Origin of the sequence: Pantoea sp. CTOTU49201 (assembly GCF_032054795.1) — a bacterium.
Classification (GTDB): Bacteria; Pseudomonadota; Gammaproteobacteria; order Enterobacterales; family Enterobacteriaceae; genus Pantoea; species Pantoea symbiotica.
In genome coordinates this window covers 1-22,637 of sequence record NZ_DAMBSA010000020.1, presented here as the reverse complement: position 1 = coordinate 22,637, position 22,637 = coordinate 1, and the positions used below count along the sequence as shown (strand labels likewise).

General features: G+C 53.7%; 20 protein-coding genes, 1 pseudogene and 1 other annotated feature. Of the genes and pseudogenes, 16 read left to right on the top strand and 5 right to left on the bottom strand.

Features of this window, described 5'->3' with window-relative positions; all coding sequences use genetic code 11:
* Window positions 1–205 precede the first annotated feature (205 nt).
* Complete coding sequence (sltY, locus tag RTY00_RS02915; protein WP_293797885.1) at window positions 206–2,125, top strand: murein transglycosylase; 1,920 nt, start codon at window positions 206–208, stop codon at window positions 2,123–2,125.
* A 44-nt stretch (window positions 2,126–2,169) separates the two neighbouring features.
* Window positions 2,170–2,493 carry a trp operon repressor gene (gene trpR / locus RTY00_RS02910; RefSeq protein ID WP_008108696.1) on the top strand — a complete coding sequence of 108 codons (324 nt, stop codon included), beginning with the start codon at window positions 2,170–2,172 and terminating at the stop codon, window positions 2,491–2,493.
* Here trpR and yjjX read toward each other — a convergent pair.
* Window positions 2,490–3,011 (bottom strand): inosine/xanthosine triphosphatase, encoded by a 522-nt coding sequence (gene yjjX / locus RTY00_RS02905; RefSeq protein WP_008108694.1) that lies wholly within the window; start codon window positions 3,009–3,011, stop codon window positions 2,490–2,492. The two genes, trpR and yjjX, sit on opposite strands and share 4 nt — an antisense overlap.
* A 51-nt stretch (window positions 3,012–3,062) precedes the next feature.
* Here yjjX and gpmB point away from each other — a divergent pair, with 51 nt between their 5' ends.
* Window positions 3,063–3,710, top strand: coding sequence for a 2,3-diphosphoglycerate-dependent phosphoglycerate mutase GpmB (gpmB, locus tag RTY00_RS02900; protein WP_097094992.1), 648 nt, complete (start codon window positions 3,063–3,065; stop codon window positions 3,708–3,710).
* 96 nt (window positions 3,711–3,806) lie between these two features.
* On the opposite strand, the gene robA is transcribed toward gpmB, so the two are convergent.
* Window positions 3,807–4,685 carry an MDR efflux pump AcrAB transcriptional activator RobA gene (gene robA, locus RTY00_RS02895; protein ID WP_008108690.1) on the bottom strand — a complete coding sequence of 293 codons (879 nt, stop codon included), beginning with the start codon at window positions 4,683–4,685 and terminating at the stop codon, window positions 3,807–3,809.
* Between the two features lie 194 nt (window positions 4,686–4,879).
* Between robA and creA the strand changes: the two are divergent.
* A pseudogene (creA, locus tag RTY00_RS02890) lies at window positions 4,880–5,352 on the top strand (protein CreA).
* Window positions 5,353–5,398: 46 nt separating this feature from the next.
* Here the strand turns inward: creA and arcA are convergent.
* Window positions 5,399–6,115 (bottom strand): two-component system response regulator ArcA, encoded by a 717-nt coding sequence (gene arcA / locus RTY00_RS02885; protein WP_008108686.1) that lies wholly within the window; start codon window positions 6,113–6,115, stop codon window positions 5,399–5,401.
* A gap of 589 nt (window positions 6,116–6,704) precedes the next feature.
* On the opposite strand from arcA, the gene RTY00_RS02880 reads away from it, so the two are divergent.
* The 5 genes from RTY00_RS02880 to thrC all read left to right on the top strand — a co-directional run bounded on the left by RTY00_RS02880 (window position 6,705) and on the right by thrC (window position 12,436).
* Entirely contained in the window at window positions 6,705–7,409 is a 705-nt protein-coding gene (locus RTY00_RS02880) for a tRNA/rRNA methyltransferase (RefSeq protein ID WP_008108682.1), read from the top strand.
* A 189-nt stretch (window positions 7,410–7,598) separates the two neighbouring features.
* Window positions 7,599–7,670, top strand: coding sequence for a thr operon leader peptide (gene thrL / locus RTY00_RS24690; RefSeq protein WP_071531027.1), 72 nt, complete (start codon window positions 7,599–7,601; stop codon window positions 7,668–7,670).
* Window positions 7,606–7,728, top strand: a sequence feature (Thr leader region). (Overlaps the previous gene by 65 nt.)
* Before the next feature lie 26 nt (window positions 7,729–7,754).
* Window positions 7,755–10,217 (top strand): bifunctional aspartate kinase/homoserine dehydrogenase I, encoded by a 2,463-nt coding sequence (gene thrA, locus RTY00_RS02875; RefSeq protein WP_312663326.1) that lies wholly within the window; start codon window positions 7,755–7,757, stop codon window positions 10,215–10,217.
* 2 nt (window positions 10,218–10,219) lie between these two features.
* Entirely contained in the window at window positions 10,220–11,149 is a 930-nt protein-coding gene (gene thrB / locus RTY00_RS02870; protein WP_312663330.1) for a homoserine kinase, read from the top strand.
* Between the two features lie 3 nt (window positions 11,150–11,152).
* Window positions 11,153–12,436, top strand: coding sequence for a threonine synthase (gene thrC, locus RTY00_RS02865; protein WP_154154288.1), 1,284 nt, complete (start codon window positions 11,153–11,155; stop codon window positions 12,434–12,436).
* Window positions 12,437–12,517: 81 nt separating this feature from the next.
* On the opposite strand, the gene yaaA is transcribed toward thrC, so the two are convergent.
* Window positions 12,518–13,294 carry a peroxide stress protein YaaA gene (yaaA, locus tag RTY00_RS02860; RefSeq protein WP_312663324.1) on the bottom strand — a complete coding sequence of 259 codons (777 nt, stop codon included), beginning with the start codon at window positions 13,292–13,294 and terminating at the stop codon, window positions 12,518–12,520.
* Window positions 13,295–13,507: 213 nt separating this feature from the next.
* On the opposite strand from yaaA, the gene tal reads away from it, so the two are divergent.
* The 3 genes from tal (at window position 13,508) to RTY00_RS02845 (ending at window position 16,589) form a co-directional block, all read left to right on the top strand.
* A complete protein-coding gene (gene tal / locus RTY00_RS02855) occupies window positions 13,508–14,461 on the top strand; it encodes a transaldolase (RefSeq protein ID WP_061718163.1) in 954 nt (317 codons plus the stop codon).
* A 119-nt stretch (window positions 14,462–14,580) separates the two neighbouring features.
* Window positions 14,581–15,168 carry a molybdopterin adenylyltransferase gene (gene mog / locus RTY00_RS02850; protein WP_154154282.1) on the top strand — a complete coding sequence of 196 codons (588 nt, stop codon included), beginning with the start codon at window positions 14,581–14,583 and terminating at the stop codon, window positions 15,166–15,168.
* Between the two features lie 110 nt (window positions 15,169–15,278).
* Window positions 15,279–16,589: an MFS transporter gene (locus RTY00_RS02845; protein WP_265301119.1), complete on the top strand. Its 1,311-nt coding sequence runs from the start codon at window positions 15,279–15,281 to the stop codon at window positions 16,587–16,589.
* Window positions 16,590–16,628: 39 nt separating this feature from the next.
* Here the strand turns inward: RTY00_RS02845 and satP are convergent, their stop codons facing one another.
* The gene (gene satP, locus RTY00_RS02840; protein WP_312663323.1) at window positions 16,629–17,189 is read right to left on the bottom strand and encodes an acetate uptake transporter; all 561 of its coding nucleotides are present in this window, start codon (window positions 17,187–17,189) and stop codon (window positions 16,629–16,631) included.
* A 300-nt stretch (window positions 17,190–17,489) separates the two neighbouring features.
* Between satP and dnaK the strand changes: the two genes are divergently transcribed.
* The 4 genes from dnaK to nhaA all read left to right on the top strand — a co-directional run.
* Entirely contained in the window at window positions 17,490–19,394 is a 1,905-nt protein-coding gene (dnaK, locus tag RTY00_RS02835) for a molecular chaperone DnaK (RefSeq protein ID WP_312663322.1), read from the top strand.
* A gap of 104 nt (window positions 19,395–19,498) precedes the next feature.
* Window positions 19,499–20,632: a molecular chaperone DnaJ gene (gene dnaJ / locus RTY00_RS02830; RefSeq protein ID WP_008108664.1), complete on the top strand. Its 1,134-nt coding sequence runs from the start codon at window positions 19,499–19,501 to the stop codon at window positions 20,630–20,632.
* Between the two features lie 265 nt (window positions 20,633–20,897).
* Window positions 20,898–21,917: a hypothetical protein gene (locus RTY00_RS02825; protein ID WP_312663321.1), complete on the top strand. Its 1,020-nt coding sequence runs from the start codon at window positions 20,898–20,900 to the stop codon at window positions 21,915–21,917.
* Window positions 21,918–22,029: 112 nt separating this feature from the next.
* Window positions 22,030–22,637, top strand: a 608-nt coding sequence (gene nhaA, locus RTY00_RS02820) for a Na+/H+ antiporter NhaA (RefSeq protein WP_312663320.1), incomplete at its 3' end; no start/stop codon positions are given.

The window sequence follows — 22,637 nt, the reverse complement described above, 5'->3', positions numbered from 1 at the left end:
CATTTTTGTAAGCGAATGAATGTGTTTAATTAATTGATGTGTAATAAGTTTTTCTGATGATAAATTGCACAATGGCGGCGCAAAGGCTGCGCAATGGCGGTGCGCGAGCGTAAATTTTGTGAAGAACATGGCAAGAGACGGTTGGCCTGGTTAGCATGAAGGATGTCTGGCATGAGCTGGATCGCAGCACTGAGAGGAGAGCGTAATGGAGAAGTGGCGTTACTGGATGCTAGGGATCTGTCTGGTCAGCACGGCCAGCAGCGTATGGGCCGATTCGCTGGATCAGCAGCGACAGCGCTATGCGCAAATCAAGCAAGCCTGGGATAACAAACAGATGGACCAGGTGACGCAGCTGATGCCGACGCTGCAGGATTATCCGCTCTACCCGTATCTGCAATATCGCCTGCTGGCGCAGGATCTCGATCAAGAGACGCCGCTGGCGGTGAAGAACTTTATTCAACAGTATCCTACGCTGCCACCGGCGCGCTCGCTCTCAACGCGCTTTGTGAATGTGCTGGCGAACCGCCAGGATTGGCAGGGTGTACTCAGCTTCAGCCCGGATGAACCCAAGCCGGTGCAGGCGCGCTGTAACTGGTATTACGCCAAGTGGGCCACTGGCCAGCAGCAGGCGGCATTTGCCGGTGCGAAAGAGATTTGGCTGCGCGGCACCGCGTTGCCGAACGACTGCGACAAACTGTTCTCGGTATGGCAGGCCAGCGGGCAACTCTCGCCGATTACCATCCTCGAGCGCATCCGTCTGGCGATGAAAGCCGGTAACGACAGCCTGGTGAATTACCTGGCGAAAATGCTGCCGGCGGATTATCAAACCACCGCCAGCGCGCTGATTGCGCTGCAGCAGAATCCGCAAACCGTTACCACCTTTGCCAGCACCATGGGGCCTACCGATTTCACCCGCATGGCGACCAGCTACGCCTTCGCCCGCGTGGCGCGTGAGGATATGGATAACGCGCGCATGATGATCCCGCAGCTGGTGCAGGCGCAGAAGATGAGCCAGGCCGATGAGCAGGATCTGAAAGAGACCGTGGTGTGGCGCATGATGGGCGCGGATCTCACCAGCGAGCAGGCGCGCTGGCGTGATGCGGTGGTGATGAACAGCGAATCCACCGCGCTGGTGGAGCGCCGCGTACGACTGGCGCTGAGCCAGAACGATCGTCGTGGTCTCAATACCTGGATCGCGCGTTTGCCGGTGGAAGCCAAAGAGAAAGATGAGTGGCAATACTGGCAGGCCGATCTGCTGATTTCGCAAGGCCGCAAAGAGGAAGCCAACGATATTCTGCGTAAGCTGATGCAGGCGCGCGGCTTCTATCCGATGGTCGCGGCGCAGCGCTTGGGCGTGGAGTATCCGTTGCAGGTCGATAAGGCGCCGGCAGCCGACAGCAGCGTGACGCAAGGTGCAGAAATGGCGCGCGTGCGCGAGCTGATGTATTGGGGATTGGATAACCTGGCGCGCAGCGAATGGGCCAATCTGATCTCCAGCAAAACCCGTTCGCAGCAGCAGATGCTGGCGCGTTACGCCAACGAGCAGGATTGGTGGGATCTCAGCGTGCAGGCCACCATCACCGCGAAAATGTGGGATAGCCTGAAAGAGCGCTTCCCGCTGGCGTGGCAAAACCTGTATCAGCAATACACCAGCGACAAAGGCATTCCGCAGAGTTATGCGATGGCGATTTCGCGTCAGGAGAGCGCGTGGAACCCGAAAGCGCGTTCACCGGTGGGCGCCAGTGGATTGATGCAGGTGATGCCTGGCACGGCGACACATACCGTGAAGATGTATAACATTCCCGGCTATGTGAACAGCAGCCAGCTGCTGGATCCGCAGACCAATATCCAGATCGGGACGCAGTATCTGGAGTATGTCTATCAGCAGTTTGGTCAGAACCGCATCTTCTCTTCGGCCGCCTATAATGCCGGTCCGGGACGCGTGCGCAGCTGGCAGAAAACCAGCGGCGGTAATCTGGATGCGGTGGCGTTTATCGAAACCATTCCGTTCTCAGAAACGCGTGGCTACGTGAAAAACGTGCTGGCCTACGATGCCTATTACCGCTACTTCATGGGCAAGCCGGACAAGATTCTCGCCGACAGTGAGTGGAATCGCCAGTATTGACTGTGCTATGCTTCCGTACTCGTTAATGAGTACGGAAGCCCTTCATGAGCCAACCCCTTTCTTCCCAGCCGGAATCGGCTCAGCCTGTTGAAGATAACTGGCTGCGTTTTATCGAACTGATGCAAAACGCTTTTGCCGATGGCGTAGCGCTGCCGTTATTACAACTGATGATGACGCCGGATGAACGTGAATCCTACGGGACGCGTTTGCGCATTATTGAAGAGTTGATGAGCGGCGAAATGAGCCAGCGTGAACTGAAGAATGAGTTGGGCGTGGGCATCGCCACCATTACGCGTGGATCCAATAGCCTGAAAGAGGCGCCGCCAGAGCTGAAACGCTGGCTGGAAGCGCGTCTCGGCCGCGATTAACGCTGGCTGTAGAGCGGATGCGTGAACGGACACAACGCCAGAATCAACGCCTGATGGTAGACGCTGGAGCGGCTCAGCAGGCCGTGAGTTAAGGCTCCAATCGCGCCGCCTTTGTGTTTGATATTTTCCACGCCGGTTAAGCGTGCCATCTCATCACCCAATTCATGCCCGGCAGCTAAGCCTGCCACGACAATCGGCGGCAGCGTGAAGCTGGCCGAACGTGATTCACCGCGCTGCTGCGCGTTTTCAATCACCATCCACGCAAAGGCGCAATCGCCTTCAATGCCCGCTTCAATTGCCACCCAGTAATCGGCCTGTGGACGCGCCTGACGCGCGTTCTCTACCCGCTGGCGTGCGCCAGTTCGCGTTTCAACATCACTAAGTGGCTGGGCTGCGACGCCGCTCTCGACCTCAACCCCTTCGATGTGGCAGGATCCTTCGCCGAAAACGTCGTTGAACGCCTGAGCAATCGCGCGAATTTTTGCCGGGTTGATGGTGGCTGCGACAACATGGTACATAATTGTTTGAACCCTCGAGGCAAATTTGTCGCAGTATAACGGAAATTAAGCATGCTACAGGTCTATCTTGTTCGTCACGGTGAAACGGTATGGAATGCGGCCCGACGCATTCAGGGGCAGTCTGACAGCCCGTTAACGGAAAAAGGTGAGCTGCAGGCGCATCAGGTGGGCGAGCGGGTGAAATCGCTGGGCATTACTCACGTGATAGCCAGCGATTTGGGACGTACGCGTCGTACGGCAGAGATTATCGCCGACGCGTGTGGCTGCACCGTTACCCTCGATGCGCGGCTGCGCGAGTTGAATATGGGCTGCCTGGAACAACGTCCACTCGACGGCTTAACCGAAGAAGAGGAAAACTGGCGCAAAACGCTGGTGGATGGCACTACGGCGGGGCGTATTCCAGGTGGTGAATCGATGGCGGAAATGGCCGCGCGTATGCACGAAGCGCTAAATGCGCTGCTCGAGTTGCCTGCGGGTAGCCGTCCGCTGATTGTCAGCCACGGTATGGCGCTGGGCGTGCTGGTCAGCACCATTCTCGGTTTGCCTGCGCATGCGGAACGTCGTTTGCGTCTGCGGAATTGCTCGATCTCGCGCGTGGATCATCAGCAGAGCGCGTGGCTGGCGGCCGGTTGGGTGGTTGAGACGGCGGGCGATGTGTCGCATCTGGATGCGCCTGCGCTGGATGAGTTGCAGCGCTGATCGGACGTTGTAAATAAAGAGGTCGCCATGAATGGCGACCCTACGAAATCGTGCAGTTCTGCGCTAAGGTCGCCATGAATGGCGACCTTACGACGATTAATGGTTCTGCGGGCGAATCGGAATCAGGTATTCGCAGCGGATTTCCGTTGGCGGCTCGCTACGCTTCTTACCACCGTGCGTGAAGAAACGCTCGATGTCCTGTCCCTGACGACGCACTAATCCCAGCGTCGGCATGCAGGTGCCGTACAGCAGCAGGATGAATTCACCCAGCGCGCTGCGCGCACCGTTGTAGGTGAACTGCACATAATCTCCCGCTTCCAGCACCACGCTCTGATTCGACTGCATGCTTTTTGCCAGCTGATCGGCGGGCACCGCAGTGGTGTAGAGAATCTCCTGCTCATCATCCTTTTCATGGCTGGCACGCACCTGATGCAGGCCGTACAGTACCGGCGGCACCGTGTCGGTTTCCAGCAGGAACTGCTTCCAGAAATGCATGCGCATCTCATCGCGGTAGCTGGAAATCTGCTCCAGCGTGCAGGAGTAACTCTGCGTTTGGCCGACCAGCACCGTTTCAGGCAGCGTAACAAACTGCGCTTCCGGGATGCTGTTATCGTCGAGACGAATCGGTGGGCGAATGCCAAACGAGTTCCACTCCGACGAGCGACGATACCAGGCAGGCGTTTGGTTGAACTGCTTTTTAAACGCACGGGTAAACGTCTGCTGCGAATCGAAGCGATATTGTAGTGCGATGTCGAGGATGGGGCGGCTGGTCAGGCGTAGCGCCACCGCGGCTTTCGACAGCCGACGCGCGCGAATATACGCACCAATCGCGTGGCTGGTTACTTCCTTGAACATCCGCTGCAGATGCCACTTGGAATAGCCTGCTTTCTGCGCAACGTTATCTAATGAAAGCGGTTGATCCAGATGGCTCTCCAGCCAGACAAGCAAATCGCGAATGATACCGGCTTGGTCCATAAAACATCCTCATAACTCTCTGGTGGCGCAACTATGAAGTCGTCGAATAATAGCACGAAATGCACAAAAGCGTGGGGGCGGTTTGCTAATCGAGTGTGCTAAGTCAATGCGGGTTAAAACCCGTTTAGGTTTGGTTCTGTGTTCGATTGACAGTACATTACATTCTCATCTATTCGATTGGCAATGGTAACTCAATGACAATAGCTCGTATTCTTATAATCACGTTGGCAACATATGTATTCAGTGCTGGCGTTCAGGCCGAAGAGATCGGCTCGGTAGACACGGTATTCAAGATGTTTGGCCCCGATCATAAGATCGTGGTGGAAGCCTTCGATGACCCGGACGTAAAAATGTAACCTGTTATATCAGCCGGGCAAAAACCGGCGGGATCAAAGGCGGATTGGGTTTGGCGGAAGATACGTCCGACTCGGCCATTTCCTGCCAACAGGTTGGGCCGGTAGAGCTTAGCGATAAAATCGCACAAGGCAAGGCGCAAGGTGAAGTGGTGTTCAGGAAACGCACATCGCTGGTGTTCAAGAAGCTGCAGGTGGTGCGCTTCTTTGACCAGAAACGTCATGCGCTGGTGTACCTAAGCTATTCCGACAAGGTGGTGGATGGATCGCCGAAGAATGCGCTGAGCGCCGTGCCGATTATGCCGTGGCATTAATGCAGACATAAAAAAACGCCCTGACGGGCGTTTTTTCTATCAACTCTTAATCCTGCAGTTCGCCGCAGAAGCGGTAACCTTCGCCGTGAATAGTGGCGATGATTTCTGGCGTGTCTGGCGTAGATTCGAAATGCTTACGGATGCGGCGGATGGTGACATCCACGGTACGGTCATGCGGCTTCAGCTCGCGGCCGGTCATCTTCTTCAGTAAGTCACCACGTGTCTGGATTTTGCCTGGATTCTCGCAGAAGTGCAGCATGGCGCGGAATTCACTGCGCGGCAGCTTGTACTGATCGCCGTTCGGGCTGATCAGTGAGCGGCTGTTGATATCCAGCTCCCAGCCATTAAAGCGATAGCTTTCAACGGTACGACGCTCTTCGCTTGGCATTGCCAGATTCATGGTACGCGACAGCAAGTTGCGTGCACGAATCGTCAATTCACGCGGATTGAACGGTTTGGTGATGTAATCATCGGCACCGATTTCCAGACCGAGGATTTTATCCACTTCATTATCACGGCCGGTCAGGAACATCAGCGCGACGTTTGCTTGCTCACGCAGTTCGCGCGCCAGCAGTAAACCGTTTTTACCTGGCAGGTTGATATCCATAATCACCAGGTTGACGTCATTTTCCGTCAAAACCTGATGCATCTCGGCGCCGTCGGTGGCTTCATAGACCACGTAACCTTCTGCCTCAAAGATACTTTTGAGGGTGTTACGCGTGACCAGTTCGTCTTCAACGATAAGAATGTGCGGGGTCTGCATGTTTCGCTACCTAAAATTTGCCAACAAATCGAAAACAGGGCGTACGTCGGTTACGCTAATGTGCTGCAACCGGTATACGAAATAATCTTCGGAATACACCATCCATCTACGTCAACTTCAGTGTTAGCTCAGCCAGTCAGGATGGATATTTGCACGCCCCGAGGATATCGGACAGGCGCTCATCCTAACCGTATTAACAGCAACCTAACAGCACCAACAACAACCGATAAGCATAAAAACAACGCTTCGTTGACTTATATCAAATGCAAGTGTAGCACGTTAACACTTTTATGAAAAACTTCTCCAGGATTGCTAGTTTAGCTCACAAAATGCAGCATTTTTGCTACATTTATCCCTTATACAACCAAAACTAAAACACGCAGGAAATTATATTTCAATGATATGAAAGAAAAGGGTTTTATATTAAATAGGTCATATAATTTTGCTTATGCCTGCTAATTTCCACTACAGCTGGATTTATCCCTCTTTTAACATCGTTAACATCTTATTTTCTCTGCTAGCCGCAGTTGGTATTTTCTCTCCTGCATGCCAACATAATGCGAGTTGTTAACAGTTCGATGGAAAAATCATGCATTTCCCCTTAATCCTTGTCTCTCCCGCCCGTCCGGAAAATATCGGTGCGGCTGCCCGCGCTATGAAAACCATGGGTTTTAGCGAACTGCGCATTGTCGCCAGCGATGCCTGGCAAGATCCGGCAGCACGCCGCGTGGCGCACGGCGCCGGTGAGATTCTCGATAACGTCAAAACCTACGCCACGCTGAGCGAGGCGCTAAAGGATGTCGATTTTTCCGTGGCAACTACCGCGCGCAGCCGTGCGAAATTCCGCTATTACGCTACGCCTGCGCAGGTTGAAAACATCCTGCAGGAGAAGCGCCAATGGCTGAGCCGCATCGCGCTGGTGTTTGGCCGCGAAGACAGCGGTTTAACCAATGAGGAGCTGGAGCAGGTTGATCTGTTGACTGGCATCCCGATGGCCAATGATTATCCGTCGCTGAATCTCGGTCAGGCGGTGATGGTGTATTGCTATCAACTGTCAGCGCTCAATCAAATAGCGGCTGAGACCGCGGAAGTGGCAAATGAGCTGCAGCTGCAGGCATTGCGCCAGCGCTTCCACCAGTTGCTGGTTAAGCTGGATGTCAGTGATGACGTCAAAATGGCGGACTGGATCGATCAGCGTATCGGCCTGCTGGAACAGCGTGACAGCGCCATGCTGCATCGTTTGTTACATGACGTAGAAAAAAAACTTATAGATAATTGCTCGGATAAATCCTGAGTTGCTAGTGACTGATGCGGGAATCCGCCGCATCTCCTGAACAATCGCAATAATTTTTGCTTTATTAAGCGCAGCACTGCGCAGCGCCAGGGATGGCGCGGCTAAGACAAATTCGTTGACTTAACGTGCGCTTTGCTTTACTTCTGGAAGGCAGACGGACAAGACAAAGACAGACAGAAAAAAATCTAAATGCGTAAACTCAGCCTGAACACCACAATTATTATTACCACCACCATTACCACAGGTAACGGTGCGGGCTGACGCATACAGGAAAAACAAAGAAAAAAGCCCGCACCTAAACAGTGCGGGCTTTTTTTTCGGCAAAAATTCAGGAGAGCTTTAACTATGCGAGTGCTGAAATTCGGCGGAACCTCAGTAGCCAATGCGGAACGTTTTCTCCGTGTGGCGGACATTCTGGAAAGCAATGCACAACAGGGACAGGTTGCGACCATTCTCTCTGCACCAGCAAAAATTACCAATCATCTGGTGGCGATGATTGAGAAAACCATCAGCGGCCTGGATACATTGCCGAATATCAGCGATGCCGAACGTATTTTTGCCGACCTGCTGCAAGGCTTGCGTGACGCGCAGCCGGGCTTTGATTATGACGGACTGAAAACCCGCGTTGAGCTGGAGTTTGCGCAGCTGAAACAGGTGCTGCATGGCATCAGCCTGCTGGGCCAGTGCCCGGACGCCGTTAATGCCGCCATCATCTGCCGTGGCGAGAAGCTGTCGATTGCCATTATGGAAGCGCTGCTGCAGGCGCGCGGCCACAAAGTCACCGTGATCGATCCGGTGGAGAAGCTGCTGGCGATTGGTCATTACCTTGAATCCACCGTTGATATCGCCGAATCCACGCGCCGCATCGCCGCCAGCCAGATCCCAGCCGATCACTTTATCCTGATGGCCGGTTTCACCGCCGGTAACGAGAAGGGCGAACTGGTGGTGCTGGGCCGTAACGGCTCTGACTATTCCGCTGCGGTGTTGGCTGCGTGTTTGCGCGCTGACTGTTGTGAAATCTGGACCGATGTTGACGGCGTTTATACCTGCGATCCGCGTCAGGTGCCTGACGCGCGCTTACTGAAATCGATGTCATATCAGGAAGCGATGGAGCTCTCTTACTTCGGCGCCAAAGTGCTGCATCCGCGTACCATCGCACCTATCGCCCAGTTCCAGATTCCTTGTCTGATCAAAAACACCGCTAACCCGCAAGCGCCGGGCACCTTAATCGGTGGCGAAGGCGAGCTGGATGAAAATCCGGTTAAAGGCATCACCAACCTGAATAACATGGCGATGTTCAACGTGTCAGGTCCGGGCATGAAAGGCATGGTTGGCATGGCCGCGCGCGTTTTCGCGGCGATGTCACGCACCGGCATTTCCGTGGTGCTTATCACCCAATCCTCTTCGGAATACAGCATCAGTTTCTGCGTACCGCAAAGCGAGCAGGCGCGTGCGCGTCGCGTGCTGGAAGAGGAGTTCTATCTGGAGTTGAAAGATGGCTTGCTCGATCCGCTGGACGTGCTGGAACAGCTGGCGGTGATCTCGGTGGTCGGCGATGGCATGCGCACGCTGCGCGGCATCTCGGCCAAATTCTTCTCGGCGCTGGCGCGTGCCAATATCAATATCGTGGCGATTGCGCAGGGTTCGTCAGAGCGTTCCATCTCGGTGGTAGTGAGCAACGACGAAGTCACTACCGGCGTGCGTGTGGTGCATCAGATGTTGTTCGCCACCGATCAGGTGATTGAAGTGTTCGTGGTTGGCGTTGGTGGAGTGGGCGCGGCGCTGCTGGATCAGCTGCATCGCCAGCAGACATGGCTGAAACAGAAGCATATCGATCTGCGCGTATGCGGTATCGCTAACTCGCGTGCGCTGTTAACTAACGTGCACGGTATCGATCTCAGCAACTGGAAGGTAGAACTGAACGAAGCCAAAGAGCCGTTCAATCTCGGTCGCCTGATGCGTTTGGTGAAGGAGTATCATCTGCTCAATCCGGTGATCGTCGATTGTACTTCCAGCCAGGCGGTTGCCGATCAGTATGCCGATTTCCTCGCCGAAGGTTTCCACGTGGTGACGCCGAACAAAAAGGCCAACACCTCGTCGTGGAATTACTACCAGCAGATGCGGGCAGCGGCAGCGAAATCGCGCCGTAAGTTCCTGTACGACACCAACGTCGGTGCCGGTTTGCCGGTGATCGAAAACCTGCAAAACCTGATGAACGCCGGTGATGAACTGATCAAGTTCTCCGGTATTCTGTCAGGCTCGCTCTCCTTTATCTTCGGCAAGCTTGATGAAGGCGTTTCGCTGTCGGAAGCGACGAAAATGGCGCGCGAGATGGGCTTTACCGAGCCGGATCCGCGTGACGATCTTTCTGGTACCGATGTAGCGCGTAAGCTGCTGATTCTGGCACGTGAAGCGGGACATCAGTTGGAGCTCCGCGATATCGACATCGAACCGCTGCTGCCCGCCAGTCTGACCGAGATCGCCGACGTTGAGCAGTTTATGGAACGTCTGCCGGAACTGGATAACGCTTTTGCCGCGCGCGTTGCCAAAGCGCGTGACGAAGGTAAAGTATTACGCTTCGTCGGCGCGATTGAAGAGGGCGGCGTTTGCAAAGTGAAGATTGATGCGGTGGACGGAAACGATCCGCTGTACAAAGTGAAGAACGGTGAGAATGCGCTGGCATTCTACAGCCGCTACTATCAGCCAATCCCGCTGGTTCTGCGTGGATATGGTGCAGGGAATGATGTCACAGCAGCAGGCGTGTTTGCGGACCTGCTGCGTACGCTGTCGTGGAAGTTGGGAGTTTGATGATGGTAAAAATTTATGCACCGGCCTCGATAGGTAACGTCAGCGTCGGCTTTGATGTGCTGGGTGCGGCGGTTTCGCCGGTGGATGGTACCTTGTTGGGTGACTGCGTTTCCGTAGAAGCCGCCGACAGCTTTAGCCTGGTGAACTCTGGGCGCTTTGTCAGCAAATTGCCGACCAATCCGCACGAGAACATCGTTTATCAGTGTTGGGAGCGTTTTTGCCAGGCGATTGGTAAACAAGTTCCGGTGGCGATGACGCTGGAAAAGAATATGCCGATCGGTTCCGGACTCGGTTCAAGCGCCTGTTCGGTGGTTGCTGGCTTGATGGCGATGAACGAATTCTGCGGCAAACCGCTCAACGATACCGAACTGCTGGCGCTGATGGGCGAGCTGGAAGGGCGTATTTCCGGCAGCGTACACTTTGATAATGTTGCCCCGTGCTTCCTTGGCGGCGTGCAGTTGATGATTGAAGAGAACGGCATCATCAGTCAGGACGTGCCGTGCTTTGACGAATGGCTGTGGGTGATGGCGTATCCGGGGATTAAAGTCTCCACCGCCGAAGCGCGCGCCATTCTGCCGGCACAGTACCGCAAAGAAGATGCCATCAAGCACGGTCGCCTGCTGGCGGGCTTTATTCACGCCTGTCATACGCGTCAGCCTGGGCTTGCGGCTAAACTTATGCAGGATGTTATCGCTGAGCCGTATCGCACCAAACTGCTGCCAGGCTTCGCCGATGCGCGCAAAGCGGCGCAGGATATTGGCGCGCTGGCGTGCGGTATTTCGGGTTCCGGCCCGACACTTTTCGCTGTTTGCAACGAGATGGCAACGGCACAGCGGATGGCGGACTGGCTGAGCCAGCACTATCTGCAGAATGAAGAAGGTTTCGTCCACATCTGCCGTCTTGATACGGCTGGCGCACGTAAATTGGGATAACGCATGAAACTCTACAACCTTAAGGATCACAACGAGCAGGTTAGTTTTGCTCAGGCCGTTAAACAGGGCCTCGGCTCGCAGCAAGGGCTGTTTTTCCCGCTCGAACTGCCGGAATTCGAACTGACCGATATCGATGCCATGCTGGAGATGGATTTCGTCAGCCGCAGCAGCAAAATTCTCTCTGCCTATATTGGCGATGAAATTGCCGCGCATCAGCTGGCCGAGCGCGTGAAAAACGCCTTTGCTTTCCCGGCGCCAGTGGCGAAGGTCAGCGATGATGTGGCTTGCCTAGAGCTGTTCCACGGTCCAACGCTGGCGTTCAAAGACTTCGGCGGCCGCTTTATGGCGCAGATGCTCTCCTATGTGAGCGGTGCGGATGAGCAGATCACCATTCTGACCGCCACGTCCGGCGATACCGGCGCAGCGGTGGCGCATGCCTTCTACGGCATGGAAAACGTGCGCGTGGTGATTCTCTATCCACAGGGCAAAATCAGCCCGCTGCAGGAGAAACTGTTCTGTACGCTGGGCGGCAACATCGAAACCATCGCGGTTGAAGGCGATTTCGATGCATGTCAGGCACTGGTGAAACAGGCGTTTGATGATGAAGAGCTGAAGAAGGCGATTGGCCTGAACTCGGCGAACTCCATCAACATCAGCCGTCTGCTGGCGCAGATTTGCTACTACTTCGAAGCGGTAGCGCAGCTGCCACAAGAGAAGCGCAATCAGCTGGTGGTCTCGGTGCCGAGCGGCAACTTCGGTGACTTAACGGCGGGTTTGCTGGCGAAATCACTCGGTCTGCCAATCAAGCGCTTTATTGCGGCAACTAATGCGAACGATACCGTGCCACGCTTCCTCGGCAACGGTGCATGGCAGCCAAACGCCACGGTAGCAACGCTGTCGAACGCCATGGATGTCAGCCAGCCAAACAACTGGCCGCGCGTGGAAGAGCTGTTCCGTCGCAAAACCTGGCGCTTGACCGATCTGGCGTACGGCGCGGTGTCTGATGAAACCACCAAATCCACCATGCGCGAGCTTGCTGAGATTGGCTACATCTCTGAACCGCATGCGGCGATTGCTTATCGTCTGCTGCGCGACAACCTGCAGGAGGGCGAATACGGCCTGTTCCTCGGCACTGCGCATCCGGCGAAGTTCAAAGAGAGCGTGGACGAGATTTTAGGTCAGGATCTGCCGCTGCCGAAAGAGCTGGCCGAGCGCGCCGACTTGCCGCTGCTGTCGCATAATCTGAAAGGCGATTTCGCTGAACTGCGGGCGTTTTTGTTGAAGTAATGTAGGGTCGCCATTTATGGCGACCTCGATCAAGCCGCCATTTATGGCGACCTCGATCAAGCCGCCATCATGGCGGCTTGCTTATTTCTGCTCGTGACGCTTAAACACCAGCTCGTTATCTTTGCTTTCTGCCGCGTCAAAGAAATACCCATCCACATCAAACTTCTTCAGCTGCGCTGGCTTGGTCAGGCGGTTCTGAATCACATAGCGGCTCATTAATCCACGCGCTTTCTTGGCGTAGAAGCTGATGACTTTAAACTTGCCATTCTTCTCATCCAGGAACACCGGCTTGATCAATTCGGCGTTGAGTTTCTTCGGCTTGATGGCTTTGAAATACTCATCGGATGCCAGATTGATCAGCACGTCGTCACCTTGCTCAGCAATCGCCTCATTCAACTTATCAGTCAGCAAATCTCCCCAGAAGCCGTAAAGATCTTTACCGGCTGGATTCGCCAGTTTAATGCCCATCTCCAGACGATAAGGTTGCATCAAATCGAGCGGGCGTAGCAGACCGTATAACCCGGATAACATGCGTAGGTGCTGCTGGGCAAAATCGAAATCGCCATCGCTAAAGGTTTCGGCCTGCAAACCGGTATACACATCGCCTTTGAACGCCAGAATCGCCTGACGGGCATTCTCCAGCGAGAAGGGTGGCTGCCATTGGTTAAAACGATCGGCATTCAGGTGCGCCAGCTTGTCGCTGATACCCATCAGTGAACTGATCTGCGACGGTGAAAGATCGCGCGCAACGTCAATTAATTGGTGTGATTTTTCTAACAGCGCCGGTTGGGTAAAACGTTGTGTCGCCAGCGGGCTTTCATAGTCCAGTGTCTTCGCTGGCGAGATAACCATCAGCATCGTGTACGTCCTCTTTGACCCGCAGGTTTATCAGGGAATTGAAGGGAAAAATGTCGCAAGGAGTGTAGCAAAAAAGCGGAATGGATCGGCAAATCGCTCCCATTTGTTAGCGCTATCGTAAAGGGCACTTCGTGGTGTTGCGCCGTCACTTGTGCGTGATATTATCGCAACAGCCTTTTACACCCTGACAGTCAACCTAAGAGAAAGAGAACCATGACGGACAAACTTACTTCCTTGCGTCAGCTGACTACTGTGGTCGCCGACACCGGTGATATCGCGGCAATGAAGCTTTACCAGCCGCAAGATGCGACCACCAACCCTTCTTTGATTCTCAACGCCGCTCAAATCCCTGAATACCGCAAACTGATTGACGAAGCCATTACCTGGGCGCGTCAGCAGAGCAGCAATAAAGAAGAACAACTGGCGCTGGTATCTGACAAGCTGGCCGTCAACATTGGTCTGGAAATTCTCAAACTGATTCCAGGTCGCATCTCGACTGAAGTGGATGCGCGCCTCTCTTACGACACTGAAGCGAGCATCGCGAAAGCGCGTAGCTTGATCAAACTGTACAACGATGCTGGCATCAGCAATGACCGTATCCTGATCAAACTGGCTTCGACCTGGCAGGGCATCCGTGCTGCTGAGCAACTGGAAAAAGAAGGCATCAACTGTAACCTGACGCTGCTGTTCTCCTTCGCGCAGGCGCGTGCGTGTGCGGAAGCGGGCGTGTTCCTGATCTCTCCATTCGTTGGCCGTATCCTCGACTGGTACAAGCAGAACACCGATAAGAAAGAGTATGCAGCCCACGAAGATCCAGGCGTGGTGTCTGTGGCTGAAATCTACAACTACTACAAGCAGCACGGTTATGAAACCGTGGTGATGGGCGCGAGCTTCCGTAACGTTGGCGAAATCATTGAGCTGGCGGGCTGCGATCGTCTGACCATCTCTCCGGGCCTGCTGAAAGAGCTGGCTGAGAGCGAAGGTACCGTTGAGCGTAAACTGAGCTACACCGGCGAAGTGAAAGCGCGTCCAGCGAAGATGACCGAAGCTGAGTTCTTCTGGCAGCACAACCAGGATCCAATGGCCGTGACCAAACTGGCTGAAGGTATCCGCAACTTTGCCATCGATCAGGGCAAACTTGAGAAGATGATCGCCGAACTGCTGTAAGGTGATTGGCCGTGGCGGCGACAGGCTGCCACGGTTTTACGTTTTTCCCCCGCTTCCTGTATTATCCTTTTACTTCCCACGTCATTTGCTGCCTTGCAGCCAACCACAGCGATAACTCTATGGATACTTTACGAATTGGATTAATTTCCGTTTCCGATCGTGCTGCTAACGGCATCTATCAGGATCAGGGCATTCCGGCGTTAGAGAGCTGGCTCGCTGCCGCGCTGGCTACGCCGTTTGAAATCGAAACGCGTCTGGTGCCGGATGAGCAGCCCATGATTGAGCAGGCGATCTGCGAGCTGGTCGATGAGCTGTTCTGCAATTTGGTGCTCACCACTGGCGGTACCGGACCGGCGCGACGTGATGTGACGCCAGATGCCACTCTGGCGGTCGCCGACCGTGAAATGCCAGGCTTCGGCGAGCAGATGCGCCAAATCAGCCTGCAATTTGTCCCGACCGCCATTTTGTCGCGTCAGGTTGGCGTGATTCGCAAACAGTCATTGATCCTCAATCTGCCGGGCCAGCCGAAATCCATTAAAGAGACGCTGGAAGGACTGAAAGCAGAAGATGGAACGGTAAAAGTGCCGGGAATTTTTGCTGCTGTACCTTATTGTTTACAGCTGCTGGAAGGGCCCTATGTGGAAACTCATGCTGATGTGGTAGCAGCTTTTCGCCCCAAAAGCGCCCGTCGTGAGACAAATGACTAAAAAACGACATTTTCAGGCATAAAATCCAGCAGCACTGGTGTGGCAAAATATTGACGGTATAGTAATCCAATCTTTACATAAGTTGTTTTGCCTCTGGATACCGCTGGATTATGGATACGCACGCAACGCGTCGACTCAATGGACAGGATTACAAAACCCTGTCGCTGGCCGCCCTTGGTGGGGCGCTGGAATTCTACGACTTCATTATCTTCGTCTTCTTTGCCGCCGTGATCGGCGAGCTGTTCTTCCCGCCTGATATCCCCGAATGGCTGCGTCAGGTGCAGACCTTCGCTATCTTTGCTGCCGGTTATCTGGCGCGTCCGTTAGGCGGCATCATCATGGCGCACTTTGGTGACAAAGTAGGGCGTAAGAAGATGTTCAGCCTCAGTATTCTGTTGATGGCGCTGCCGACGCTAGCGATGGGCGCATTGCCCACTTATGCCAGCATCGGCATCGCTGCGCCGCTATTGATGTTGCTGATGCGCGTGCTGCAAGGCGCGGCCATTGGCGGTGAAGTGCCAGGCGCGTGGGTGTTTGTCGCCGAACATGTGCCCGAGAAACGCATCGGTTTTGCCTGTGGCACGCTGACGGCGGGCTTAACCGCCGGCATTCTGCTCGGTTCACTGGTGGCAACGGTGCTGAACACCACGCTGTCGCCTGCTGCGATTCGCGATCACGGCTGGCGCATTCCTTTCTTCCTCGGCGGAGTGTTTGGCCTGCTGGCGATGTATCTGCGTCGCTGGCTGCATGAAACGCCGGTGTTCCAGCAGATGCAGCAGCGCAAAGCGCTGGCAGAAAAAATGCCGCTGCAAACCATTCTCGCCAGCCACAAGCGCGGCATTGTGATTTCGATGCTGCTCACCTGGCTGCTGTCAGCCTGCATCGTGGTGGTGATTTTGATGGCGCCAACGCTGATGCAGAAACAGCACGGCATTCCTGCCGCGCTCAGTCTGCAAGCCAACAGCTTCGCCACCATTATGCTGCTGCTGGGTTGCGTTATCGCCGGATGGCTGGTGGATCGCTTTGGTGCGGCGCGATCGCTGATGGTCGGCTCATTATTGCTGGCGATCGGCAGCTGGAACTTCTTCCATCAACTGGGCAGCACGCCGGAAATGCTGTTTATCTGGTATGGCTTAGCGGGCCTGAGCGTTGGCGTGGTAGGCGTGGTGCCGTTTGTTATGGTGCGCGCGTTTCCGGCGGCAGTGCGCTTTACCGGCATCTCGTTCTCTTACAATGTTGCTTACGCGATTTTTGGTGGCCTGACGCCAATTAGCGTGACGCTGATGATGAGCCTGACGCCAATGGCACCGGCCTGGTATGTGCTAGCGCTGGCGGTGATTGGCTTTATGGTGGGCATTTGGCTGTGGCGCGATAGCCGTCAGCAGCATGCGCAGTTGGATATGTCGCTGCACTCTTCATAATGGAAAAAGCGGAGCCAAACAGCTCCGCTTTTTCTTTTCTTACTCGCCAATCGGCAATACAGTGCGGCCAAATTTCTCGTTCAGCACTTCGCCCATCGCCAGATAGAACGCGCTCGATCCGCAAATAATGCCAATCCAGCCAGCAAAGCGCAGCAGCCCCGCGTTATCGGTCAGATGGCCGATGGCCAGCAGCGCAAACAGCAGCGTCAGGGTGGCGAAGATGAACTGCAGCATTTTCGGCGACTTCAGCGTGCCGAAGAACAAAAACGCAGTGAACACGCCCCACAACGCGAGATAGGCGCCAAGGAAGTGGCCGTCGGCTGCCTCTGCCAGTCCCAGTTTCGGCAGCAGCAGAATCGCCACTAACGTTAACCAGAAGCTACCGTAAGAGGTAAAGGCGGTCAGCCCGAAGGTGTTGCCTTTCTTATACTCCAGCAGCCCGGCAAAAATTTGCGCGATGCCGCCGTAGAAAATACCCATCGCCAGGATGATCACATCCATCGCAAACAGGCCAGTGTTGTGTAAGTTGAGCAGGATGGTGGTCATACCGAATCCCATCAGGCCCAACGGGGCGGGATTCGCCAGCGTGGTATTGCTCATAATTCCTCAGAAGCAGCGTTGAAGATGTTGTTAGTGTTTTACCCCCGCGCAAACCGCTGGTGGCGCGAGGCGCTGCATAATAAGCGGCCTCTTTTTGGCCAACTTTGATCTGAATCGACCAGAGAATGAAATTTTTTTTAGTTTTAACCCTTGATGCGCATCGAACCGGCCCCATTTACTTGTCATCGAGCGTTGTGAGGCAGCAAAAAAAGCCTGCTTCAGCAGTTGAAAGTGGTCAGTTTGACCGCATCTCTGTTTCACAACCCTAATTGGCAAAGAATTTAAGTGGGAGATGTTTAGATGGGTAAGATTATTGGTATTGACTTGGGTACAACCAACTCATGTGTTGCAGTTATGGATGGTGGTAAAGCGCGCGTGCTGGAAAACGCCGAAGGCGACCGCACCACGCCGTCGATCATTGCGTATGCACAGGATGGCGAAACTCTGGTTGGTTCACCGGCTAAACGTCAGTCTGTGACCAACCCGCAGAATACCCTGTTTGCGATTAAGCGCCTGATTGGCCGTCGCTTCCAGGACGAAGAAGTACAGCGTGATATTAAAATCATGCCTTACAAAATCATCGGCGCGGATAACGGCGACGCATGGATTGATGTGAAGGGCCAGAAAATGGCACCACCACAGATCTCGGCTGAAGTGCTGAAAAAGATGAAGAAAACCGCGGAAGATTTCCTCGGTGAAGCAGTAACTGAAGCAGTTATTACTGTTCCAGCTTACTTCAACGATGCGCAGCGTCAGGCGACCAAAGACGCCGGCCGTATCGCGGGTCTGGAAGTAAAACGTATCATCAACGAACCAACCGCTGCTGCACTGGCTTACGGTCTGGACAAAGGTCAGGGCAACCGCACCATCGCGGTATACGACCTGGGCGGCGGTACTTTCGATATCTCAATCATTGAGATCGACGAAGTTGATGGCGAGAAAACCTTTGAAGTTCTGGCAACCAACGGTGATACCCACCTGGGTGGTGAAGACTTCGATAGCCGTCTGATTAACTATCTGGTGGCTGAATTTAAGAAAGATCAGGGCATCGATCTGCACAACGATCCGCTGGCAATGCAGCGTCTGAAAGAAGCGGCAGAGAAAGCCAAGATCGAGTTGTCTTCAGCGCAGCAGACCGACGTTAACCTGCCGTACATCACGGCGGATGCGACCGGTCCTAAGCACCTGAACATCAAAGTAACGCGTGCGAAACTGGAATCTCTGGTTGAAGATTTGGTATCTCGCTCAATCGAGCCGCTGAAAGTGGCTCTGCAGGATGCAGGTCTGTCTGTTTCAGACATCAACGATGTAATCCTGGTAGGCGGTCAAACGCGTATGCCAATGGTTCAGGCCAAAGTAACTGAGTTCTTTGGTAAAGAGCCACGTAAAGACGTGAACCCGGATGAAGCGGTAGCCGTTGGTGCTGCGGTTCAGGGTGGCGTGTTGGCGGGTGAAGTGAAAGACGTTCTGCTGCTGGACGTTACTCCGCTGTCGCTGGGTATCGAAACCATGGGCGGCGTGATGACTTCGCTGATCAGCAAGAACACCACCATCCCAACCAAGCACAGCCAGGTGTTCTCGACTGCTGAAGATAACCAGTCTGCCGTGACCATTCACGTGCTGCAGGGTGAGCGTAAGCGTTCAGGCGATAACAAATCACTGGGCCAGTTCAACCTCGACGGTATCCAGTCTGCACCGCGCGGCATGCCGCAGATCGAAGTGACCTTCGATATCGATGCGGATGGTATCCTGCACGTGTCTGCGAAAGACAAAAACAGCGGTAAAGAGCAGAAGATCACCATCAAGGCTTCTTCTGGTCTGAACGAAGAAGAGATCGAAAAAATGGTGCGTGACGCGGAAGCGAACGCCGAGTCTGACCGTAAGTTCGAAGAGCTGGTTCAGACCCGTAACCAGGGCGATCAGATTTCGCACAGCACCCGTAAGCAGTTGGACGAAGCGGGCGACAAACTGTCTGCTGAAGACAAAGCACCAATCGAAGCGGCGCTGACCGAGCTGAACACCGCGCTGAAAGGCGAAGACAAAGCGGACATCGAAGCCAAAATGCAGGCATTGATGGAAGTGTCCAGCAAACTGATGGAGCTGGCACAGCAGCAGGGTCAGGCAGCTGATGCAGGCGATGCTTCTGCACAGAAAGATGACGACGTTGTCGACGCTGAGTTCGAAGAAGTTAAAGACAAAAAATAATTGCCCCTGACCGGGCGCGACGGCTGGCCTGACAGCCGTTGAAACCAGCACGGGCGTAGGAGATCTCTCCACGCCCGTGCGATCATGTTAAGGGCAGAACAAATATGGCTAAGAGTGATTTATACGAGATCTTAGGCGTCTCTAAATCCGCAGATGAGCGTGAAATCAAAAAGGCTTATAAGCGCCTGGCGATGAAATACCATCCGGACCGTAATCCGGACAATAAAGAAGCCGAAGCGAAGTTTAAAGAAATTAAGGAAGCCTACGAAATTTTGACCGACGCACAAAAGCGTGCGGCCTACGACCAATATGGTCATGCAGCCTTTGAACAAGGTGGCATGGGCGGTGGTGGCGGCTTCGGCGGCGGCGGTGCTGACTTCAGCGATATCTTTGGCGACGTCTTTGGCGATATTTTTGGTGGTGGCCGCCGTCAGCGTGCCTCACGTGGCGCCGATTTACGCTACAACATGGAGCTAACGCTGGAAGAAGCGGTACGCGGCGTGACCAAAGAGATCCGCATTCCAACCCTGGAAGAGTGTGATGTCTGCCACGGCAGCGGCGCGAAAGCGGGTACCAAACCACAGACCTGTCATACCTGTCATGGTGCAGGCCAGGTGCAGATGCGTCAGGGCTTCTTCACCGTGCAGCAGGCGTGTCCGACCTGTCACGGTCGCGGTTCAGTGATCAAAGATCCGTGCAATGCTTGTCATGGTCACGGTCGCGTTGAGCGCAGTAAAACCCTGTCGGTGAAAATTCCTGCAGGCGTGGATACCGGCGATCGCATTCGTCTGACCGGCGAAGGTGAAGCGGGCGAACACGGCGCACCAGCGGGCGATCTGTACGTTCAGGTTTCGGTGAAAAAACACCCAATCTTCGAGCGTGAAGATAACAACCTGTATTGCGAAGTGCCGATTAACTTCGCGATGGCAGCATTAGGCGGCGAGATTGAAGTGCCGACGCTTGATGGTCGCGTAAACCTTAAAGTGCCTTCTGAAACGCAAACCGGCAAGCTGTTCCGCATGCGCGGTAAAGGCGTGAAATCAGTGCGTGGCGGTGCGGTAGGTGATTTGCTGTGTCGTGTGGTGGTGGAAACGCCAGTCAGCCTCAACGACAAACAGAAAGCGCTGCTGCGTGAACTGGAAGAGAGTTTTGGCGGCCCAAGCGGCGAGAAAAACAGCCCGCGCTCCAAAAGCTTCCTCGACGGTGTGAAGAAGTTCTTTGACGATTTAACGCGTTAATCCCGTCTTAGATGTGTAAAAAAGCGGAGAGGAAACTCTCCGCTTTTTTTATACTCATTATTAATGATATTAAAATCCGTTAATTTCATCTTAATAATCATTAAAGATGTGTGGAATCTATTTATTTGTTTTACTTTCAAAGTCAAGGCTTGAATACTACTTCAATCTATATTTCTGAATTAATCTCTCAGCGTTCATTTATGCATTTATTTCAATGGCAGCTCAGGGATGCTTGTGAATATTAAGTTAATTGATTGGAGTAACCATGTTTTATATTCGGGGTGTTTTCATTCTCATGGCGTTATTGCCTTTAACTGCCGCGGCGCATGTTAAATGGTTTGTCGATTACAACACCGAGAATCGCCCAGCTTCATTATTAAATATGCTGCAGTCTGTAGAATTTATGGGGCTGCTGGCCCTTGCTACCATTGTCATATTTCTTACCTCGGTGCTGGACCGTAAACTGGCATCGCCAGTTGATATACCTGAATGGCAACCGAAATTAACGCTGCTGGAGAATTGCGTGCCGGCCATAATGCGTTATGGTACGTCGGCGTTCTTTTTAACGCTGACATTAGGTTTTCCACATATTATTCTGACGCCAGAATTAGTGGTTGAAAATCCGGCGATGCGTTATGTACATGCGCTAATTGCTCTGACCGCTTTTCACCGTCGTACAAGTTTAATTGCTGGCGTTGGTATCTTATTCCTTTACAGTTACGCCACCCAATTATACGGCACCTTCCATATGCTGGATTACCTGGTGTTTATTGGCACCGGTGTCTATCTGATCATGCAAACCTTATGCGATAAAGTACGTAGCCTAACCATTGAATTAGTCCGCTTTACGCTGGCGTATTCATTCTTGTGGGGTGCAATTGAAAAATTCATGCAACCCGATCTCTTTTACCATCTGTTAGAAGAGCATAGTTATCTGGCGATGGGCATGGACTGGGAATTCTTCGTCCGTGCTGCTGGCTTTGTAGAGTTTTGCTGTGCCTGGCACATCTTTAGTGGTCGTGCAGCGGGTTATGCTGGTATTGGCTTGATGGCTTTCTTTGTCATCGCCGCCGTTATTCCGTTTGGTATGATCGATTTTATTGGCCATTTCTTATTTATCATTCCACTGATTGCCGTCCTGTTCACGCCGCGCAAGGTGCCACTCTGCCGCACCGCATGCGGTAGCACATTCGCGTTTCTGGTGGCGCTTGCACTGTATTTGCTGGTGGCTTATGCCGCTTGGTATATGCTTTATTTTTACCTGCATTTGGACTTATTCCATTAAGAGGTGATTATGCATCGGTATTACCGAGCAATTAACGAGACATAAGCTGCTTTTAACGAGGTGTCTGAATCGCTACACTTCTCAGCCTAAATGTCTCTACTCAGGAGGAGTTGTGAACAAATCCCGTTCTATTCGAAGCTTGCTAAAAAGCTTTATCGCCAGTGACGCCAGCAACGGCATAGTGCTGATTCTGGCGGCCGTCGCGGCGATGATTTTGGCGAACAGCGCAGAAACCGCTCAGGGTTATCAATCGTTTCTTGCAGAGCCGGTACAGATTCGCTTTGGCGCATTAGACATCAGTAAAAACCTGCTGCTGTGGATCAACGATGCCATGATGGCACTGTTTTTCCTGGTGATTGGTTTGGAAGTGAAACGTGAGCTGATCACCGGCGAGCTTGCCAGTCGCGATCGCGCCATTTTCCCGGTCATCGCGGCGATTGGCGGTATGGTGGTGCCAGGACTGATTTTCCTGTTCTTCAACCACGGCGATCCGATTGCACGTAACGGCTGGGCGATTCCAACCGCCACCGATATTGCTTTCGCTTTGGGCGTGTTGGCGCTGCTGGGCAGTCGCGTACCGACTGCGTTAAAAGTGTTCCTGATGGCGCTGGCGATTATTGATGATCTTGGCGCTATCGTGATCATCGCGCTGTTCTACACCAGCGATCTTTCGGTGTTGTCGTTGAGCGTGGCGGCGGGTGCGATTGTGCTGCTGGCGAT

Bases quoted from the DNA above. Each gene is read 5' to 3' on its own strand.
- gpmB (WP_097094992.1), top strand. From the start codon at position 3,063: ATGCTACAGGTCTATCTTGTTCGTCACGGTGAAACGGTATGGAATGCG.
- dnaJ (WP_008108664.1), top strand. From the start codon at position 19,499: ATGGCTAAGAGTGATTTATACGAGATCTTAGGCGTCTCTAAATCCGCA.
- thrB (WP_312663330.1), top strand. From the start codon at position 10,220: ATGGTAAAAATTTATGCACCGGCCTCGATAGGTAACGTCAGCGTCGGC.
- RTY00_RS02825 (WP_312663321.1), top strand. From the start codon at position 20,898: ATGTTTTATATTCGGGGTGTTTTCATTCTCATGGCGTTATTGCCTTTA.
- RTY00_RS02880 (WP_008108682.1), top strand. From the start codon at position 6,705: ATGCATTTCCCCTTAATCCTTGTCTCTCCCGCCCGTCCGGAAAATATC.
- tal (WP_061718163.1), top strand. From the start codon at position 13,508: ATGACGGACAAACTTACTTCCTTGCGTCAGCTGACTACTGTGGTCGCC.
- thrA (WP_312663326.1), top strand. From the start codon at position 7,755: ATGCGAGTGCTGAAATTCGGCGGAACCTCAGTAGCCAATGCGGAACGT.
- mog (WP_154154282.1), top strand. From the start codon at position 14,581: ATGGATACTTTACGAATTGGATTAATTTCCGTTTCCGATCGTGCTGCT.
- arcA (WP_008108686.1), bottom strand. From the start codon at position 6,115: ATGCAGACCCCGCACATTCTTATCGTTGAAGACGAACTGGTCACGCGT.
- yjjX (WP_008108694.1), bottom strand. From the start codon at position 3,011: ATGTACCATGTTGTCGCAGCCACCATCAACCCGGCAAAAATTCGCGCG.
- yaaA (WP_312663324.1), bottom strand. From the start codon at position 13,294: ATGCTGATGGTTATCTCGCCAGCGAAGACACTGGACTATGAAAGCCCG.
- satP (WP_312663323.1), bottom strand. From the start codon at position 17,189: ATGAGCAATACCACGCTGGCGAATCCCGCCCCGTTGGGCCTGATGGGA.
- sltY (WP_293797885.1), top strand. From the start codon at position 206: ATGGAGAAGTGGCGTTACTGGATGCTAGGGATCTGTCTGGTCAGCACG.
- trpR (WP_008108696.1), top strand. From the start codon at position 2,170: ATGAGCCAACCCCTTTCTTCCCAGCCGGAATCGGCTCAGCCTGTTGAA.
- RTY00_RS02845 (WP_265301119.1), top strand. From the start codon at position 15,279: ATGGATACGCACGCAACGCGTCGACTCAATGGACAGGATTACAAAACC.
- thrC (WP_154154288.1), top strand. From the start codon at position 11,153: ATGAAACTCTACAACCTTAAGGATCACAACGAGCAGGTTAGTTTTGCT.
- robA (WP_008108690.1), bottom strand. From the start codon at position 4,685: ATGGACCAAGCCGGTATCATTCGCGATTTGCTTGTCTGGCTGGAGAGC.
- dnaK (WP_312663322.1), top strand. From the start codon at position 17,490: ATGGGTAAGATTATTGGTATTGACTTGGGTACAACCAACTCATGTGTT.